Origin of the sequence: Delftia acidovorans NBRC 14950 (genome assembly GCF_001598795.1) — a bacterium.
Lineage (GTDB): Bacteria > Pseudomonadota > Gammaproteobacteria > Burkholderiales > Burkholderiaceae_C > Comamonas > Comamonas acidovorans.
Window position 1 is genome coordinate 1 of record NZ_BCZP01000001.1, and the last position, 16,720, is coordinate 16,720.

The 16,720-nt window shown below is 57.5% G+C and carries 9 protein-coding genes and 3 pseudogenes; 11 read left to right on the forward strand and 1 reads right to left on the reverse strand.

What is annotated here, in order from left to right; genetic code table 11:
- The 11 genes and pseudogenes from DA1_RS30855 to DA1_RS30990 form a co-directional block, all read left to right on the forward strand.
- The coding region (locus DA1_RS30855; protein ID WP_162269867.1) for a carboxypeptidase-like regulatory domain-containing protein at positions 1-470 on the forward strand (470 nt) is incomplete at its 5' end.
- A 13-nt stretch (positions 471-483) separates the two neighbouring features.
- The gene (locus DA1_RS30170; protein WP_155294324.1) at positions 484-4,983 is read left to right on the forward strand and encodes an Ig-like domain-containing protein; all 4,500 of its coding nucleotides are present in this window, start codon (positions 484-486) and stop codon (positions 4,981-4,983) included.
- Between the two features lie 109 nt (positions 4,984-5,092).
- Complete coding sequence (locus DA1_RS00015; RefSeq protein ID WP_162269868.1) at positions 5,093-9,151, forward strand: RHS repeat-associated core domain-containing protein; 4,059 nt, start codon at positions 5,093-5,095, stop codon at positions 9,149-9,151.
- Between the two features lie 13 nt (positions 9,152-9,164).
- A complete protein-coding gene (locus tag DA1_RS29405) occupies positions 9,165-9,656 on the forward strand; it encodes a tetratricopeptide repeat protein (protein ID WP_155294322.1) in 492 nt (163 codons plus the stop codon).
- A 133-nt stretch (positions 9,657-9,789) separates the two neighbouring features.
- Complete coding sequence (locus DA1_RS31510) at positions 9,790-10,098, forward strand: RHS repeat-associated core domain-containing protein (RefSeq protein ID WP_080736960.1); 309 nt, start codon at positions 9,790-9,792, stop codon at positions 10,096-10,098.
- Between the two features lie 66 nt (positions 10,099-10,164).
- Positions 10,165-11,874: an RHS repeat domain-containing protein gene (locus DA1_RS00020; RefSeq protein ID WP_162269869.1), complete on the forward strand. Its 1,710-nt coding sequence runs from the start codon at positions 10,165-10,167 to the stop codon at positions 11,872-11,874.
- Positions 11,858-12,268 carry a hypothetical protein gene (locus DA1_RS30175; protein ID WP_141835112.1) on the forward strand — a complete coding sequence of 137 codons (411 nt, stop codon included), beginning with the start codon at positions 11,858-11,860 and terminating at the stop codon, positions 12,266-12,268. Before DA1_RS00020 ends, DA1_RS30175 begins: the two co-directional genes overlap by 17 nt.
- A gap of 333 nt (positions 12,269-12,601) precedes the next feature.
- Positions 12,602-12,700 (forward strand): annotated as a pseudogene (locus tag DA1_RS31105) (IS5/IS1182 family transposase); the annotation flags it as partial.
- Positions 12,701-12,772: 72 nt separating this feature from the next.
- A complete protein-coding gene (locus DA1_RS30180) occupies positions 12,773-13,198 on the forward strand; it encodes a hypothetical protein (protein ID WP_141835109.1) in 426 nt (141 codons plus the stop codon).
- Positions 13,199-13,322: 124 nt separating this feature from the next.
- Positions 13,323-13,427 (forward strand): annotated as a pseudogene (locus DA1_RS31205) (integrase core domain-containing protein); the annotation flags it as partial.
- A gap of 60 nt (positions 13,428-13,487) precedes the next feature.
- Positions 13,488-13,774: pseudogene (locus tag DA1_RS30990) on the forward strand (transposase); the annotation flags it as partial.
- A 229-nt stretch (positions 13,775-14,003) separates the two neighbouring features.
- Here DA1_RS30990 and DA1_RS29415 read toward each other — a convergent pair.
- Positions 14,004-16,151, reverse strand: a complete 2,148-nt coding sequence (locus tag DA1_RS29415) for a LamG-like jellyroll fold domain-containing protein (protein ID WP_155294320.1) — start codon at positions 16,149-16,151, stop codon at positions 14,004-14,006.
- Positions 16,152-16,720 lie beyond the last annotated feature (569 nt).

The window sequence follows — 16,720 nt, forward strand, 5'->3', positions numbered from 1 at the left end:
TGGCAGCGCAGATATGCGAGACGCCTGCGACGGTGACGATTCCTGCGGGGCAAAGCTATGCGTACATCAGCGTGAGCGGCTTGGATGCTGGCTCAACCCAGATCGAAGCTTCTGCTGCAGGCATGGATCCCGTCTATCTCAACGCGGAAACCGTGGCGCCGACGCTGCGCCTTCAGTCCGCTCCTGCCTCTTTGGCAGAGGGGCAGAGGGCGGCCTATATCTCTGTCTCTGCTGAAGTCCCCGGGGCCTACTGGTCAACGAACCAATACCCGTCAGCTCCCCTGACCATCACCTTCACCAGCTCCGTCCCCTCCGTAGGCACGATCACCGACAGCGTCACCTGGAATGCCAACTCGGGCAACTCGGGCTACGCCACCTTCACTGCGGTCGCTCCCGGAACCACCCAGATCACGGCCAGCTCCCCCGGCTTCACGCCGGCGACCAGCGGCCCGATCACGGTGAACCCATAAGAAAGAGATGAGCATGCAACGCTCCCCATTTTTCCAGTGCGCACGCTTTACGCTTTCCGTGGCCGCATGGCACAAACCGCTGTCGGCGCTTCGGCGTCGTTCCGTTGCGGCCCTGGCCATCGCATTGGGCATGAGCACGGCCATTGCCGCCGACACGGCGCAACTGACCATTGCCGATGGCGTGATCGTCAAGTTCGGCCAGGGCGCAGGCATCAGCGTGCGCAGCGGCCTGCATACGGGATCTTCCGTGGTGCTGACCAGCAGCCACGATGACTCGCAGCTGGGTCCGGTGCAGGCGCAGGGGCCACAGTCCCGGGCGCCGCAGGCCGGCGACTGGCTGGGTGTGCTGGTGGCGCCTGAAGCCGCTCCCGCCAGCCTGAAGCTGGACGGCCTGGCCGTTCGCTATGCCGGAGGCACGGACGGCTTGTCCGGCCACATGGCAGGTGGTGCCGCTCTGGTACTGGCGGGTGCAGGCTACGGCTTCGAACGGCTGCAGTTCACGGACAACGCCGTGGGAATCCGGGTGGTCGGCAGCGGCAGTCCCCGCATCATGCGTTCGCGCATCGCTGGCAACGGCGTGGGATTGCTGGCAGAGCAGGGCGCCACGCCGGCCGTTGGTGAATCAGATATCTCGGGCAACAGCCAGTTCGGCATACGCAACACCAGCCCGGCCAGCATCGTCCAGGCCCAGGGCAACTGGTGGGGCCACGCCAGTGGTCCGCGAGATGCCGTGGGCAATCCGGCAGGGCAGGGCAATGCGGTCAGCACGGGCGTGGACTATGGCTCCTACCTGACGGCCGAGCCCGTACTGGCCTGCACCATCGTTCCCACGCAAGGCTATGCCACGCGCGTGCGTGCCGTGGAGCTGCGCCTTGACTGCCCGCAGGCCGCGCAGTTCCGCCTGCAGGAAAGCGATCAGTTCGACAGTGCTGCATGGCAGAGCATGACGGGCCACCCCATGCTGGCAAGCTACACGCTATCCCTGGGGGCGGGGGACAAGATGATCCATGTGCAGTTCCGCACGGCACAGGGTGGCATCAACCAGTTCTCGCTGCCACAACCCATTGCCTACGCACCTGAAGGTCCTTTGGTGCAGTTCGCCCAGCCAGCCGCTGGTGCCGTGCTGGAGCAGGACACGACCATCGCCATCAACGTGACCGACCCTGAAGGCGTGCAGCAGGTGGAGATCCTGGTGGATGGTCAGCGCCTGGCCCTGCTGACCGAAGCACCTTTCCAGACCACCTGGGCGCTGGCTGCCGTGCGCAACGGCAACTACACCCTGCAGGCCAGGGCCACCAATGGCATAGGCCTGAGCAACACGGCAACGCGCCCCGTGCAGGTGCAGAAAAAGGGTGGTCAAGGTCCGGTCATCACCGCCACTTTGGCAGGCGCGGCGCTTGTGCCCGATGCGACCATTTCCGCCGCAGGCGAATTGGCCGTGTCCGCGCAAAGCCCCATCGGCATTGCCAACGTCAAGGCCACCATCAACGGCCTGCAGATCTTCGAGCGCAGCGGTGGCAACACCAGCCCTTTCAACCACAGCCAGTTCATCGACTTTGCACAACTACCCAATGGCGCGCATCGGTTCAGCATCACCGCCACCGACTCGGACGGCATTGCGGCCGTGCTGGACATACCGTTCACGCTCAGTCTCAGCGCACCACCTGCCCCGGTCATTGCGCAGCCCGTCAACAACGCACAGGTGTCCACGCCGCAACTGGCCGTCTCCGGCACGGCCATGGCGGGCTCGCAGGTGCAGCTGTATCTGGGCGGCCAGGCCGTGGGCAGCCCGATGGCCGTGCCAGCCAATGGCAGCTTCTCCGGCAGCCTGACCCTGCCAGCCGAAGGCGCGCACCGCATCGAAGCGACGGCCAGCAATGCGCGCGGCACCAGCCCCAGGAGCGCGGCGGTTGCCGTGACCTATGCCATCGCGGCTCCGACGGTGAACTTCACCATGCCGGGCCAGGATGCCACCGTGGTCGGCAGCACGGCCGTAGGTGTCGCCGCCTCGGCACCGGACGGTATTGCCAAGGTCGATTTCTTCGCCAATGGCAGCCTGATCGGCTCAGCCACGCAGGCTCCGTTCAGCTTGCAATGGGACACGTCGGGCGTGGCCAACGGTGCCCTCACGCTCAGGGCCGTGGCCACCAGCAAGGCAGGCAAGACTGGTGAAGCCACGCGCGCCGTCACCGTCAACAACAAGCCGCCCGAGCCTGAGCAGCCCAAGACGCCCTACACGGGCACGGTCAGCTCCGTCAGCCCGGCGGTCTCGTACGGCGCGCAACGCGTCGTCATAGCCGGTGCCGCCGTGTCACGCGCCAGCGGGCAGCCCATGCCCAACGCAGCATTGCGCATGGTGCTGGACATCTCGGGCTTCAAGCGGCGCATAGGCATCGCCACCGACGACAGCGGCCAGTACCGCTACGAATTCGTGCCCACGGCCAATGACAACGGCACCTACATCGTCTCCGTCATCCACCCGGAAGAAACCCTCACCACAGAGCAGGGGCGCTTCACCATCAACCGGCTGAGCTTCGACCTGGCCAGCTACCAGCTCACCGCGCCGCGCGGCTTTGCCGCCAGCATCACGGTCAACGCGCGTGCCAGCGCGGGCACGGGCGCCACCGGCGTGCGCTGGGCCGTGGTTCCGGCACAGCAACCCAGCGGCAGCCTGCCGCCGGGCATCAGCGTGGAGCCGGGGGCGCCGGTCAATGTGGCCGCAGGCGCCTCGGTGCCCATGGTCATCCGCTTCACGGGCAGTGCATCGGCCGGGGAGACGGGCACCGTCGTGCTCACGGCCTACGCCAGCGAGACAGGGGACACGCCCCGGGGCAGCTTCACCATCCACTACCGGCTGGTGCAGGCCTTGCCCGAGCTGTTTGCCAACCCCACCTACATAGAAACCGGGGTACAGCAGGAAAAGACGGTCACCGAGAGCATCACCATCGGCAACCGTGGCCTGGTGGCCGCCCAGGACGTGAAGGTCCAACTGGTGGACAAGGATGGCAAGGCCGCGCCTTCCTGGATCTTCCTGTCCAGCGCCAGCCACATCGGCGCCGTGGACGTGGGCGCCCAGGTGCCCATCCAGGTCACGGCCAGCCCGGGCAAGGACGTGGCCGACGGCATCTACAACTACCGACTGCAGATCACGGCCAGCAACCAGGGCACGGGCACCATACCCGTCTCGGTGGCCGTCACGCAAAGCGGGCAGGGCGGGCTGAGCTTCCATGCCACCGACCTGTTCACGGAAACGCTGGACGCGGGCGGCAAGCCCATACCGGGCGTGGCCAACGTGCGCATACGCCTGCAAAACGATGCCGTGCTCACCTATATGCGTACCCTCACCACGGACGCGCAGGGCAAGGCCGTGCTCACCGACCTGCCGCCCGGCACCTACACCTACCGCGCCAGCGGCCCGCGCCATGCCGACAGGTCGGGCCGCATCTTCGTGCGCCCGGGCGTCACCACCTCGGAGCGCGTGCACCTGCAGTACCAGACCATCAGCATCGACTTCAGCGTGACGGAAACCACCATCAAGGACGAGTACCAGATCACCCTGGAAGCCACCTTCCAGACCCAGGTACCGGCCCCCGTGGTGCTGCTGGAGCCCCTGTCCATCAGCCTGCCCGAGCTGCAGGTGGGCGAGGAATTCACGGGCGAGCTGACGCTGACCAACTACGGCCTGATCCAGGCCGACAAGGTCGTCTTCACGCCGCCGCAGTCCGACGAGTACTACCGCTACGAATTCCTGGCGGACATCCCCAAGACCCTGGCCGCCAAGCAGCGCGTGGTCATTCCCTACCGCATCACGGCCGTCAAGCTGCACCCGCGCAGCATGGGCTTCAGGCAGGCACGTTCGGCGGAGATGGGTGCCGTGCAGAGCATCGTGGTGAATGCGCGCAATGCGGGCAGCTGCGCTGCCTATGCCATGTGGGCCATGGTGGAGTTGGCGTGGATCTGTGCGAATGGAGAAGAGGAATCGCGCTCGCTCTCGGCCACGTTCAACCGGCTCGTTGGTGGCGCGTGCGGGAACACCGGCATCGGAGGGATTGGCGGGACCGGAGGCCACGGCGTGGGCGGTGGCATTGGTGGCTGGGGCAGTGGCGGTACTGGTGGTGGCGGAACACCCATCGGCTTGACGCAGGGCTGCACGCCCTGGTGCCTTGGGGGTGGCTGTAGCTCTGAAGGCGGTGGCCCTGGAGGAGGGCGGGGTGGCAGTGGAGGCAGTTCAGGTGCTGGCGGCCAAGGCGGTGGGATGGGCGGCGGCCCCTTGCTGGGTGGCCATGGCGGCGGATTCGGCGGTGGCAGTGGCTCGGGCGGCAGTGGATCGAGTGGCAGCGGTGGCGGCGCGGGGGGCGGTGGGGCCGGTGGTAACGGGCCTGGTGGCGAAGGTCCTGGCGGCGCCGGGCCAGGAGGAGACGGGCCAGGAGGAGACGGGCCAGGAGGAGATGGACCCAATGCGCCGGGAGACGACGGACCCGGGGCGGACGGCCCTCCCTCGTGTGGGAGTTGAGATAGGCCGGCCTGTCATCCGGCAGGCCGGTCCAAGGGCGCAGCCATCAAGACGCTGCGCAGGGGATTGGAGAGGGGACCCATCAGCGGTCCAAAGGGAAGCGCAAAAAATGACTAAGGCACTGAAACATTTGATTGATCTGGCCCAATATCCAGACAAGCGCGCCGCAGCGCGGCGGGCCTTGTCCTGGACTTTCGGGCGAATCTTTGCCTGGGCGTTGGCCCTGCTGAGCCTGGCAGTCCTGCAGGCACAGGCAAGCGAGTATCCGTACATCAAGTGGCCCAACGGTGAATACCGGGAGGTCAACACCGATCTGCAGGTCAAGGTACTGGGCGGAAGCATCGACATTGCCCGCACCTGGACGCTCGGGCGCTGGTGGCTCAACCCCGCATGGGCGCCGCTGGACTTCGAGCTGGATCCCCTGGGCAGGGAGGCCAAGACCATCCAGCGCGCAGGCACGCTGTATGAAAGAAGCGGCCAGTCGGGCCTGTTCATCGCCAAGGACCGAGTGGATGCGCCCACCTTCATCCGGCAGGTCAGCCGCAATGGCCAGGATGGCTGGCAGTGGTATGACCGCCGTGGCAACACCATCGACTATGACGCGCAGGGGCGCATTCAGGGCTATGCGGATTTCAACGGCATCCAGGTCCGGTTCAGCTACGACAGCACGTCCAGCATCCGCATCCTTGACCACCATGGGCAGGTCGCTTTCAAGCTCACCTTGGCCGATGGCCTTGTCACCAGCATCGAAGACCGTGCAGGCAGTACCGTTCGCTATACCTGGGCGGGATCGGGGAGCGCCAGGCGCCTGACCGAAGTCCTGGATGCGAGGGGCAACCGCTGGACATACACCTATGACGGCAACGGCCAACTCACCAGCCGCACGGACCCGCTGGGGGGCAAGGTCACGGCCCAGTACAGCGCCAGTGCGCCAGCACCCGCTGCCCAGTTCACGCTGGGCAACCTGGGCATCACCCTGGATCCCACGGGAACCAGTGGCACCACGCAGAAACTGCAGACCAACTGGGGAGGCGGGCGTGTCGGCAGTTTCAGTGACCGCCGGGGCACCACAACGGGTTCGGTGCAGTACCTCAGGGAATCACGAAAATTCATTGCCACGCTGACGGATCCACGCGGCAATCGTCTGGTTGTTCACTATGACAAGGACGGCCTGGAGTCGAGCCGCAGCCTCAACGACAAACCCATTCGGCAAAGAAGCTGGGATGGCAACTACACGGACAGGCTGGTGGACGAGCGCGGCAACACCCGCACCACCTATTGGGACTACAACCGGCGCCCGCTGAGGATTCGCCACCCTGATGGCAGCGAGGAAAGCTACACCTACGATCCCGTGCATGGCGAAACCACCAGCCATACCAATGAACTGGGTACCGTCACCGCCTGGCGGCATGACAGCAAGGGGCGGGCGGTACAGCGTATCGAAGCCCAGGGTACTCCGCTGGAGCGCATCACGGCATGGGAGTACGACGAGCTGGGGCAAATCGTCCGGCAAACCCTGGGCACAGGCGCCCAGGCCAGCGTCACCACTTATGCCTATGACGGCAACGGCAATCGCAAAACGGCCACGGATGCCGAAGGTGGCGTGTGGAGTTACACGCATACCGTCACCGGGCAAATGGCCAGCATCACCAACCCGCTGGGCCACACCACACGCCATGAATACGACAGCCACGGCAACCGCATCAAGACCATCTATCCCTCGGGCCTGACATCCTCGGCGCGCTTCGATGCGCTTGGCAACGAAACCCAGAGCATGGATGGCGAGGGCCATGCCACCGTCGCTACCTATGACAGCCAAAGCCGCCTGGTCACGGCCACCAACGCGCTGGGCTACATCTACCGCTATGAGTACAACGCCTATGGCGACATCGTTTCGCAGAACACGCCCACCGGCAACCGCCATGAACTGGGCTATGACAGCCTGGGCCGCGTCGCCAGCTACAAGAACCCGGCAGGCGACAACTCCCAATATGAATACGGAGCGCTGGGCACCCCCCAGGCCAACCTGCTGCAAGCCATCAATTACCCAGGCGGCCTTGCCGAGCTGGGCCAGTATGACCAGCGGGGGCGTCGCACCTCCATCATCCGCAAGGCACGTAATGGCGAAAGCCTGACCCTGCACTACAGCCTTGACAGTGCAGGACAGACCGCCGCCATCACCAGCCCGGGCGGCAAGACCACCATCTACGAATACGACGCACTGGGCCGCGTCTCCAAGTCCATCGACGCGAACGGCCAGGCCACCCAGATGGCCTACAACCTGTTGCACCAGATCACCCGCGTCACCGATGCCAACGGCAACGTGCACACCAGGCAATACGACCGGCTGGGCCGACTGACCGAGGAAACGCGCCCGGAAGGTGGCAAAACCACCTATGCATACGATGCCGCAGGTTTTCTGATCAAGAAAACCAACGCGGCAGGAGATGTCAGCAGCTACACCTACAACAGCGATGGCCTGTTGACTCTGCTCACCCGCACCAGCGCGCAGGCCGGGCAACCGGGCTTGAGCAGCAGCATCACCTACCGTTATGACAAGGCTGGCCGCCTTGCCGGCTACGAACAAAAGGATGGCAGCGGCCAACTCATCAGCCAGGCCGACTACAGTCGTGACGCCCTGGGGCGCATCAGCCAGGAGCAACTGATCTACGGTGACGGCGCCAACCGCGTCATCGCCACTCTGGCCCAGGGCTGGGATGCCGATGGCCGCAAAACCAGCCAGGGCTACCCTGACAGCAGTGCCGCCGTCTTCAGCTACGACAAGGGCTATCTCAAGGAGGCCGCCCAACCCGGCAGCACCGACAAGATCACATGGACCGACTACCAGTGGGTGCTGCCCACCAAGGTCCAGTACCCGGGCGCCAGCAGGAGCATTGCCTACGACGGTTTCTACAGAATCCAGGGCATCCAAGTCCAGGGAGCCTCCAACGCCAACCTCCTGACGCTGGGCTACCAATACGACGCTGACAGCAGCGTCACACGCAAGACGCTGCAACTGGGCAGCGATGTCAACGGCAGTGTGGATTACGCTTACGACGCGCTGGACCGCCTGACGCAGGTGCGCCCCAGCGCCGGTCTGGCTGACCTGGGCCTGCCTCAGGAGCAATACGGCTACGACGCCGTTCACAATCGCATCAGCAGCCTGCACCAACCCGGCGAATGGCAATACGGCAGCGGCAATCGGCTGGTGCAGCGAGGCCTGGGCAAGGATCTGGAGCGCTATGACTACACCGCCACAGGTCATATCCAGAGCGCCACGCGCAATGGCAGCGTCACCACCAATATCTATGACGCCACCGATCGCAGGGTCGCCGTGGAGCAGGACGGGCAGCTCATCGCGCGCTATCAGTACGACCCGTTCGGGCGGCGTATAAGCAAGACGGTGGGAGCGCGTACGACGTGGCTTATGTACAGCAAAGAAGGACTGTTGGCAGAGGTAGATGCCCAGGGAAAGACTGTGAAAGCTTATGGTTGGCAGCCTGATACGGACTGGGGTGCGGAGCCCCTGTGGCAAGCGGATCACGTCAACGATCAGACGGGAACTAGCAAGATTTACCACTATCTGCACAGTGACCATTTGAGCACTCCGCAGGTCGCCAGCGACGTGACAGGGCGCTCAACGTGGCAGGCCTTGAGCGAGAGCTTTGGTCAAACCCTTGAGCGCAACGGAAACCGAACGCGGATGAATCTGCGGTTTGCTGGACAGTATTTTGATGAAGAGGTGGGGACGCATTACAACTACTACCGTGACTATCAGCCAAAGTTGGGGAGGTATATAGAAAGTGATCCATTTGGATTGAGTGGTGGCTTGAATTTGTTCGTATATGCGGAGCAAAGTCCGCTAGATGTTTATGACAATAATGGATTGGCTCCTAAATATGTAAAGCCTGATAATCCAAACAAGAGAAAACCGCCTGATCATAGAATTCCAAGTGGGGAAAGAGAGCGTAATGTTGGACATGAAAATGCAGAAGAGCATTCTAGACAATCAAAAAAACAGCGAGGCTCTGGTGTGAAGGGGTCGCGCGGAGCGAGAGGCGTCGGAGGGTTACTTATTTGGGATATTGTTAATGACATATGTAATGAAAATCCAAGTGTTGGTGGTTGTGGTGTTATAAAGCCGCCGCCTCCCATAGATCCTTGTTAAGTAGGGGTTAAATTTGAAAGAAAAATCTTTTGACGAAGTGAATTCCATGCTTCTGAATGGGGAGGAGCGCAAGGTAAGGGGAATGTTGGTTGACCCTGATACTGGAAGAATCAAACGGGAGTATGCCTGGGATAGGAATCATGCTTGGTATTGTGTTGGTGATGCAGATTTTAAAATGGGAAAATACAAAGATGCTATAAAATCTTTTAGAAAAGCATATGGTTATGATTCTGACGATGTTCAATGCTTGCTGGCAATTGGAAACTGCTTTGATGCAATTAAGGAGCCAAAGAAGGCTGAAAATATTTTAAAAAAAGCTCTTGATATTGGTTTGAAGGGAAAAGTCAGGTCCGCCGTTATTTTTAATTTGGGAAATGCGTTGTTTGATCAAGAGAGGTTTGATGAGGCTATTGCTTATTATTTGGATGTAAAAAATAGGCGCGACGAAATTGGAAAAAAAGCTCGTAAAAATATCAAACTTATTCTTGATGGCAGGAATAATTGAGTATTTCATATATAGATAGAAAATCTACCATCAAAACTAGGCTGCATCGCGCAGGATGGCCATAATGCAAGATAGTTAGATAATAATTTAGGCTACGCCGCAGGTGTCCAGCGCCGCAGCAGGTCGTTCATCCATGCAGGCATTGAGCGAGAGCTTTGGGCACACGCTGGAGCGCAGCGGCAACCGTACGCGGATGAACCTGCGGTTCGCGGGGCAGTATTTTGATGAGGAGGCCGGGACTCATTACAACCAGCAGCGGTACTATGTCTCAAATGTTGGTAATTTCATTTATCAACTAGAAAATAAAAGAGGAAGATTGGATTGTGTGATCTGGACTGTTGTGACTACGTGGTCTATATCATGTGCATTGACAAGCGCTTTGATTTCTGAGGGAGTGGTTGCTCAAAAGGGTATTCGTACGGTTACACGTTGGGGCCAATAGTCCTTATCGAGGAACTTCTTGGGGAACTGGATCAGGGTAGGTGGACCTGGACTTGGCTATCCTATGATGCAAGAAGAGCACCAGCTCAAAGGCACGGAAATCGACCAACAGATCAGCTACCAATACGACGCTGATAGCCTGCTCTCGGGCTATGAACAAAAGGACGGCCAGCAAAACCTGATCAGCAGCGCCACCTACGACAAGGACGCGCAAGGCCGAACCACCCAGAACAAGGTCACCTACGGCAAGGTCGATAACACGGGCAGCTTCAGCTTCACGGTAGGCCAAAGCTACAACGCGGACGGCCAGTTGGCCAGCCACAGCTACCCAGATGGCAGCGCAGGCCAATACAGCTACGCCAAGGGCCGCCTGAGCCTGGTGACCCTGCCGGACCAGAGCCAGATCCGCTACGGAAACTACCAATGGCTCACGGCCACGCGCATCGAAACTCCGGGTGCGACCAAGACCATCAGCCTCGATGCGCTGCAAAGGCCCCTATCCATCGAAGTGAAGAACGCCGCCTCCGAACTGCTGGTCAGCCGCCACTACCAATATGACAAGGCTGGCAACATCACCCAAATCGAAAGTGACCTGGGGAAAACCGAGTATGGCTACGACAACCTGGACCGGCTGACCAAGGCCGCCCCAGACCAGCCGCTCAAGGACCTGGGCCTGCCCACGGAGCAATACCAGTACGACGCCGTGCACAACCGAGTGTTCAGTGGCCACCAGGTGGGGCAGTGGAGCTACAACGCGGACAACCAGCTCACCAGCTATCCCCGGCTCAGACCCTTCGACAAAGCAGCACAGCCCATACAAACCCAGGTGGAGTACACGCCGCAGGGGCACACGGCCAGGGAAAGCAGTGACAAAGGCGAACGAACCTACAACTACAACGCCGCCGAGCGCTTGATCCGCTACTCCAGCGCGGAGGCAAGCCAAAGCACCCCCGGCATTGATGCCCAATATCGCTATGACCCGTTAGGACGACGCATCTTCAAAGAGGTGAGGGAGGGCCAAAACTACAAAATAACCTACTTTTTCTACAGCGACTCGGGACTGCTGGGCGAGGCCAACGAGCAAGGGCTGATGACAAGGGCGTATGCCTTCGATCCTAAAAAAAGCGAACAAGGGCTATGGAATACAGACCCCATCTGGCAGGCGGACGTCAGTGAAGCGCAGTTGACGAGCCAGAACACCAGCGTTCACTATCTGCACACGGATCATCTGGGAACGCCGGTGCTGGGGACCAGCAAAAAGGGAGCGGTCATTTGGAATGGTGTTGCGGATGCGTTTGGAACCACAGGGGCATTGCCGCAAAGTCAGGTGGAGATGAATTTGAGGTTTCCGGGGCAGTATTTTGATATGGAATCTGGATTAGTTAATAATCTCAATAGAGATTATTCAAATTTTATTGCCAGATATATGCAATCAGACACAATTAAACTGATTGGCGGTATTAATTTTTATATTTATTCAGAAAATAATCCTATCATTTTCTTTGATGACCGTGGATTGAAGAGTAAGTCATGCCCTCTTATACTTAGATTACTTGGGAAATGTGATGGTGCTGATGGATATGATAGTTGCGCTAATGATGCAGTTGATGAAGGTGGGAATTGCACAACATGCTACGCCTGTTGCGCTTTGAATGAGAAAACTTTAATTGGACTGTCGGAGTGTAAGTTGCATTGTATGAGAATAGTTAATCCTGGCGGAGGAACTTGCCCAGAAGATAAGGTCTCTTGTGGGAATAGGCATGAAAAGAATACTTAGTTTTTTTACAGTTGGGATTGTTTTTGCTTTGGGGTGCGGGGTAGGGTATCGCGTCCATAAAATAGAAAGCGAAAACATAGAGAAATTTTCTGCGATAAAAGAAATGAATTTCTCGCTGAAAAATGCGCGTACTCCGGATTGCTTGGGAGAAATAAGGGCTACAGAATATCTATTTAAGTTTTGCAGAGCGAATTTTTCTCACGAATTTATGATGGATAAAGATTATTTAAATTACAAGGATGGTATATACAGAAACGATTTGCGTTTTGCGGCTAAATACAGGATGGAAAATCCAATAGACGAAAGTTACTTCAAGAGCTGCAAAGGAGTTAGCCTAGAATACCGTGAGCTTATAATGAAATGTTGGGAAAGTATAAGTCACGAGTTAAATTGATTTAATTAAATATTTCAACACAAATGGATTTTCGTCATTTTTCAAGAAATTAAGAGAAATAAATAAAGCAAGAGTTCTTTTGTATTGATATTGCGAAAAATAATTGCATATTGCAAAAAGGATTGGATAGTCAGATTCAATAGTGAGGAAGACATCTTTAACAGTAAGAACCACTATGGAAGGTCTGCATAAATCACCTCATTACCTGATTGGCATCGACGTGAAGCACTGAGACGATACGCAGCATGAAGCAGCACGGCCTGGGCTTGGGACAAACAGTCAAGCGAATGTGGTGCCGGGAGTTCCTGGACTAGATGGACCGACCTTGTGAGCTACCAAGGTACTGGCAAACGGCTTAATGCCAAGCGAGACGTGACATGGCACATCGCCATGCGACCCGATAAACGCCGCCTGCTGGAGCCGGCCAAACCTCGAACAGATGAAAAAGGTGGCAGAGTGCCAGGCTGAATATGCTTCATGCATGGCAAGTTTCGGGGGAAATAAATGAAAAAATTATTAGTCGGCTCCGTTTTTATAATTGTCTTTTTGAGTGGGTTTGTATTTTGCTTATTTTTTTCAATCAAAGCTAGTAAATTATGGGTTGCTGAAGAGGATATCAGAAGAGCGTTTTATTACGAATCGAAAGCTGTGGAAATGTATAATTCTGGGAATATTTCTGCTGCACGAGATAATATTGTGGCAGCCAGTGCTCTGGTTGATAATATTGTTAAACGGAATGAATGGGACTTGTTTGCGCCACTATTTATTATTGTTCTTCAGGAACCTGAGTCGAGAGAAGATTACAACAAATGTTTATTGAGCTATCTTGATAAGGTGAAGGAATATGGTAGAGAGAAATATGATTCGAAAGACTATTGTAGCGTTTTAGGGGAGGCGCTATTCGAGCACAGAAGTGGAGGGGAAAATTAGGACTTACGCAAAATCCGTATCAACGTGACCTGCCGATTTCTTCGGGCCAGTGATTTATGGGAGGAGAGCGTGCTTAGATGTACGGTCCCAGGAACATTCTTCAGCTGGAAGAGGAGAAAGCACTATGGCAATCCGCCTGCATGGCAGTGCCCGCACAACGCCGCGTATCCGTGCAGAACTCCAGCTAGCGACCGGCTCGCATCGGTCCTTGGCCAAGCTCTACGGCATTAAGAGTGGCTAACACCACTCCGTCACAGGCCCCCGCAGAGCAGTTATGTTCGCTGCCCTCATGGCACGACGACGCGTGAGCAAAGAACTGTGGCGACAGCTACAGCCCCTGATCCCAGCCTTCGTGCCTTCGTGCCTTCGTGCCTTCGTGCCTTCGTGCCTTCGGCCAAAGGCGGTGCGCGCAAACTCGCAGTCAGCGATGAGGCCGCCCTCAACGGCATCTTGTTCGTGTTGCAAACAGGCATTCCGTGGGAAGAGCTTCCCCAATCCCTTGGGTACGGCAGCGGCATGACTTGCTGGCGGCGCCTGCGCGACTGGAACGCCGCTGGTGTCTGGGAGCAGTTGCACCATGACTTCCTGGGACCGTACATCTAAGAGACGGGGACTCATTACCATGCAGGATGCGCGGGAGAAATTGAAGGCTTACAGCATGACTATAACCATCATCGCCCGCGCGGTTTGCTTGGCCACCTGACCCTAAGCGAATTCGTCAAAGAGAGATTAGATCAACAGCTGGAAAGTCGCTCAACTCCAGTTTTGAAGCGACCGGGTATGTGGAAAATGCCAGCGATAAATCTCATCGCGGAAAATCCGACGCCCGAGTGGGAGGGGTGAAGCCGCCGATGTAGCGAGCCACTCCCTTCGTGATGCGCAATTCATCCACATTGGCGTTGAGGTACGAATCGCCATACCCAAGACTTTGGCCAAACTGCGTAATGAGGGCTGAGTTGTTTAAATCACGTGAAAGTGTCAATCGATTCATCTCTACTCCATTACGGTAGCTGTAGAGCTGATTGCCTAGGCGTGAAACGGCAAAGTGAGCCCATTGATTCTGTGCCACATCATGCAGCCCCATGCTAAACCATGCGTTGCCCGCTGTTGGACTGGCATATTGAAAACCAATTTCTGCATCGTTGTTGATGATGCTGTAGTCATGATCGGCTCCGCTGGTTCTTTTGGAAAGCACCGTCCCGTACAGTGACGTTCCGCTCCAAGCTCGCAAATACAGCCAAAACTCAATGGTGAAGTCCGAGCTGGAGAGATTCATGTCTTCCGAATATGGAACATGCAACATCGATCCGCTGCCATTAAAGCGCACGCTCGCAGTGCCTAATTTTTTAACATCCCCCATCGTGAGCACCGTACCGCTTCTGGATACATTTTTCCCCGTCTCTTCGAAAAAGGTGGTTCCAAAATTCTCGCCGTCAAAATGCATCAGCAGTACGACTGCACCAACCCCCATTTCGACGTCAAATGACTCCAATACATTGCTGTCGGGATCAAAAGCCTGAACCGCGAACTTGTAGTACCCATTGGCAGCGGTACTCACGCCGCTGATGAGGCCTTGCCCATTCAGCGTCAGCCCTTCCGGCAGTGTTCCTGCAGCAAGCATCCAGACAACAGATGAGGATGAAGACGAAACGACTTGGCCGGAAAGCTGGCTGAAATAGCTCTCTCCCCGTGCCGCAGAAACCAGAAGGCGCTTGTCCGTCGGCACCGACACTGTCGTCTCGCCACGCACGACGAGGGTTGCGAGTACAGAGGAGAAGTTCTCGGCGTGAGCGGTCAAACGGGTCGCACCGGCAGCCAGACCAGTCACATCAAAACCGGCACATTGCTGCCCAGCCTGCAAGACAACCGATGCAGAGATATTCAGTACCGAAGGATTTGCCACTGTCAGCTGAACGGGGACGTCGCGAGCTTCGGGATTCGGCAGACACACAGTCATGGCAGTGCGAACGCCTTGATTAAGCACGGCACTCGAAGGCGCCAGACTTAGCAAAGGCATATCTCGCACTTCAACCTGAGCCTCCGCAATGCCCAGACTGACATGACTGACGGTGATCTTTGCGATGCCAAGATTGTTGGCTTGAACTTTGAAATCAGCGCTACGTTGCCCCTCTGGAATGAAGATGCTGGTGCTTGTTGAGGCAACTGAAGGATTGCTGCTACCTGCGTCCAGAGTCATGCCGCCAGAAGGCGCCGCTGTATCGATTGATATCTGAAGAGAGCTTTCAGTACCAGGATTGAGTTTGAGACTGGTGGGCTTAATGGTAAGAGCCTCTTGACCAACATGAATAAAGCCCTGTTGTACGAGGTAGGGAATACCCAGCAAACCCCAAGTTATTGAATTTCGGATATGGCCATTTGGCACAACGATCGCATTCAGAAGATTTCCGTAAGCCGAGTTGCCGTTTCCCACGGGAGAAGACTCCAGATCCATTATCACTGCAGGCGCGTTGTGATGATGAATGATCGTATTGGATATTTGTGGAGACGAAGCCTCGATGGCGATACCCCCACCATATTCAAAATGTACATAGACCAACCGTGTCAGCGAATTGTTGGTGCCAGCCGTAAAACGCCATGTCCCCCAATCCCCTGCAGCGGGAGTGCTTTCGGCGGAGGTAATCACGATCGGTTTGGTTGAGGTGCCAATAGCGTTGAAAGCACCTTTTTGAAGAGTGAAGCTGGCATCCTGTGCCATGCGAATCGTCACGCCGGGCTCGACGCTCATGGTTGCGTCATTGCCCAGCACGACGGCGCCTTGGAATGTATAAGGCGACTGTGCGGCGCGCAGTGTGATATTGCTTTCAATGCGGCCAGTGATTTCTGTGAGGCTTTGGGCTATAGATTGACTGCTGCTCGCCAGCATTGCGAGCAGCAAAAGAAATTTAGCGCCAGCTTGACGGGCTATGCGCTTCACTTTGAACAATTCACTCACCGCACGACCTCTGTGTGTTGAACCAACCGGAACGCGAGTATGGATGAAGTACAGTCCGCATACCCATTCTTGGTATTTGTTGGTTGTCGTTTTTTTGCAATATGCGGGCCATGGCTTTTGCGTTCCGCCGGAATCGGCTGGGCTGGACTTCTTGAAGAGTGAAATTGACAGCCGTGACCCTTCATCGGGAATACCTGCGTCGGCGAGCGGCGGTGATCAGCGAACCAGATGCTCACGCAGCAGCCTGTTCATGTCCGCAAAAATAGGATTGGTCTGACCGTCATGCCTTTTCACGGGCAGAGTCTGGAGGGCTTGTGAAGGAAGCCGATCCAGGGCCGATTCAAAGGCTCCTTGCCTGCGACCCGCAACAGACGCCGCAAGGGTTATGAACGATCAATTCCATCTGGCTGGCGCGATGCAAGCGCTGCACCGTTGAAGAGCGTTTGCGCGCCTGCCGGCAAGCCCGCCCTCCCATGACCCATACGCCAGAGCGGGTAGACGGTCCGCCGTGATGCTGCGCCCAACGGCGCCAAAGCCGCGCTCCCCACACAGCTACAGTACAAACCCTA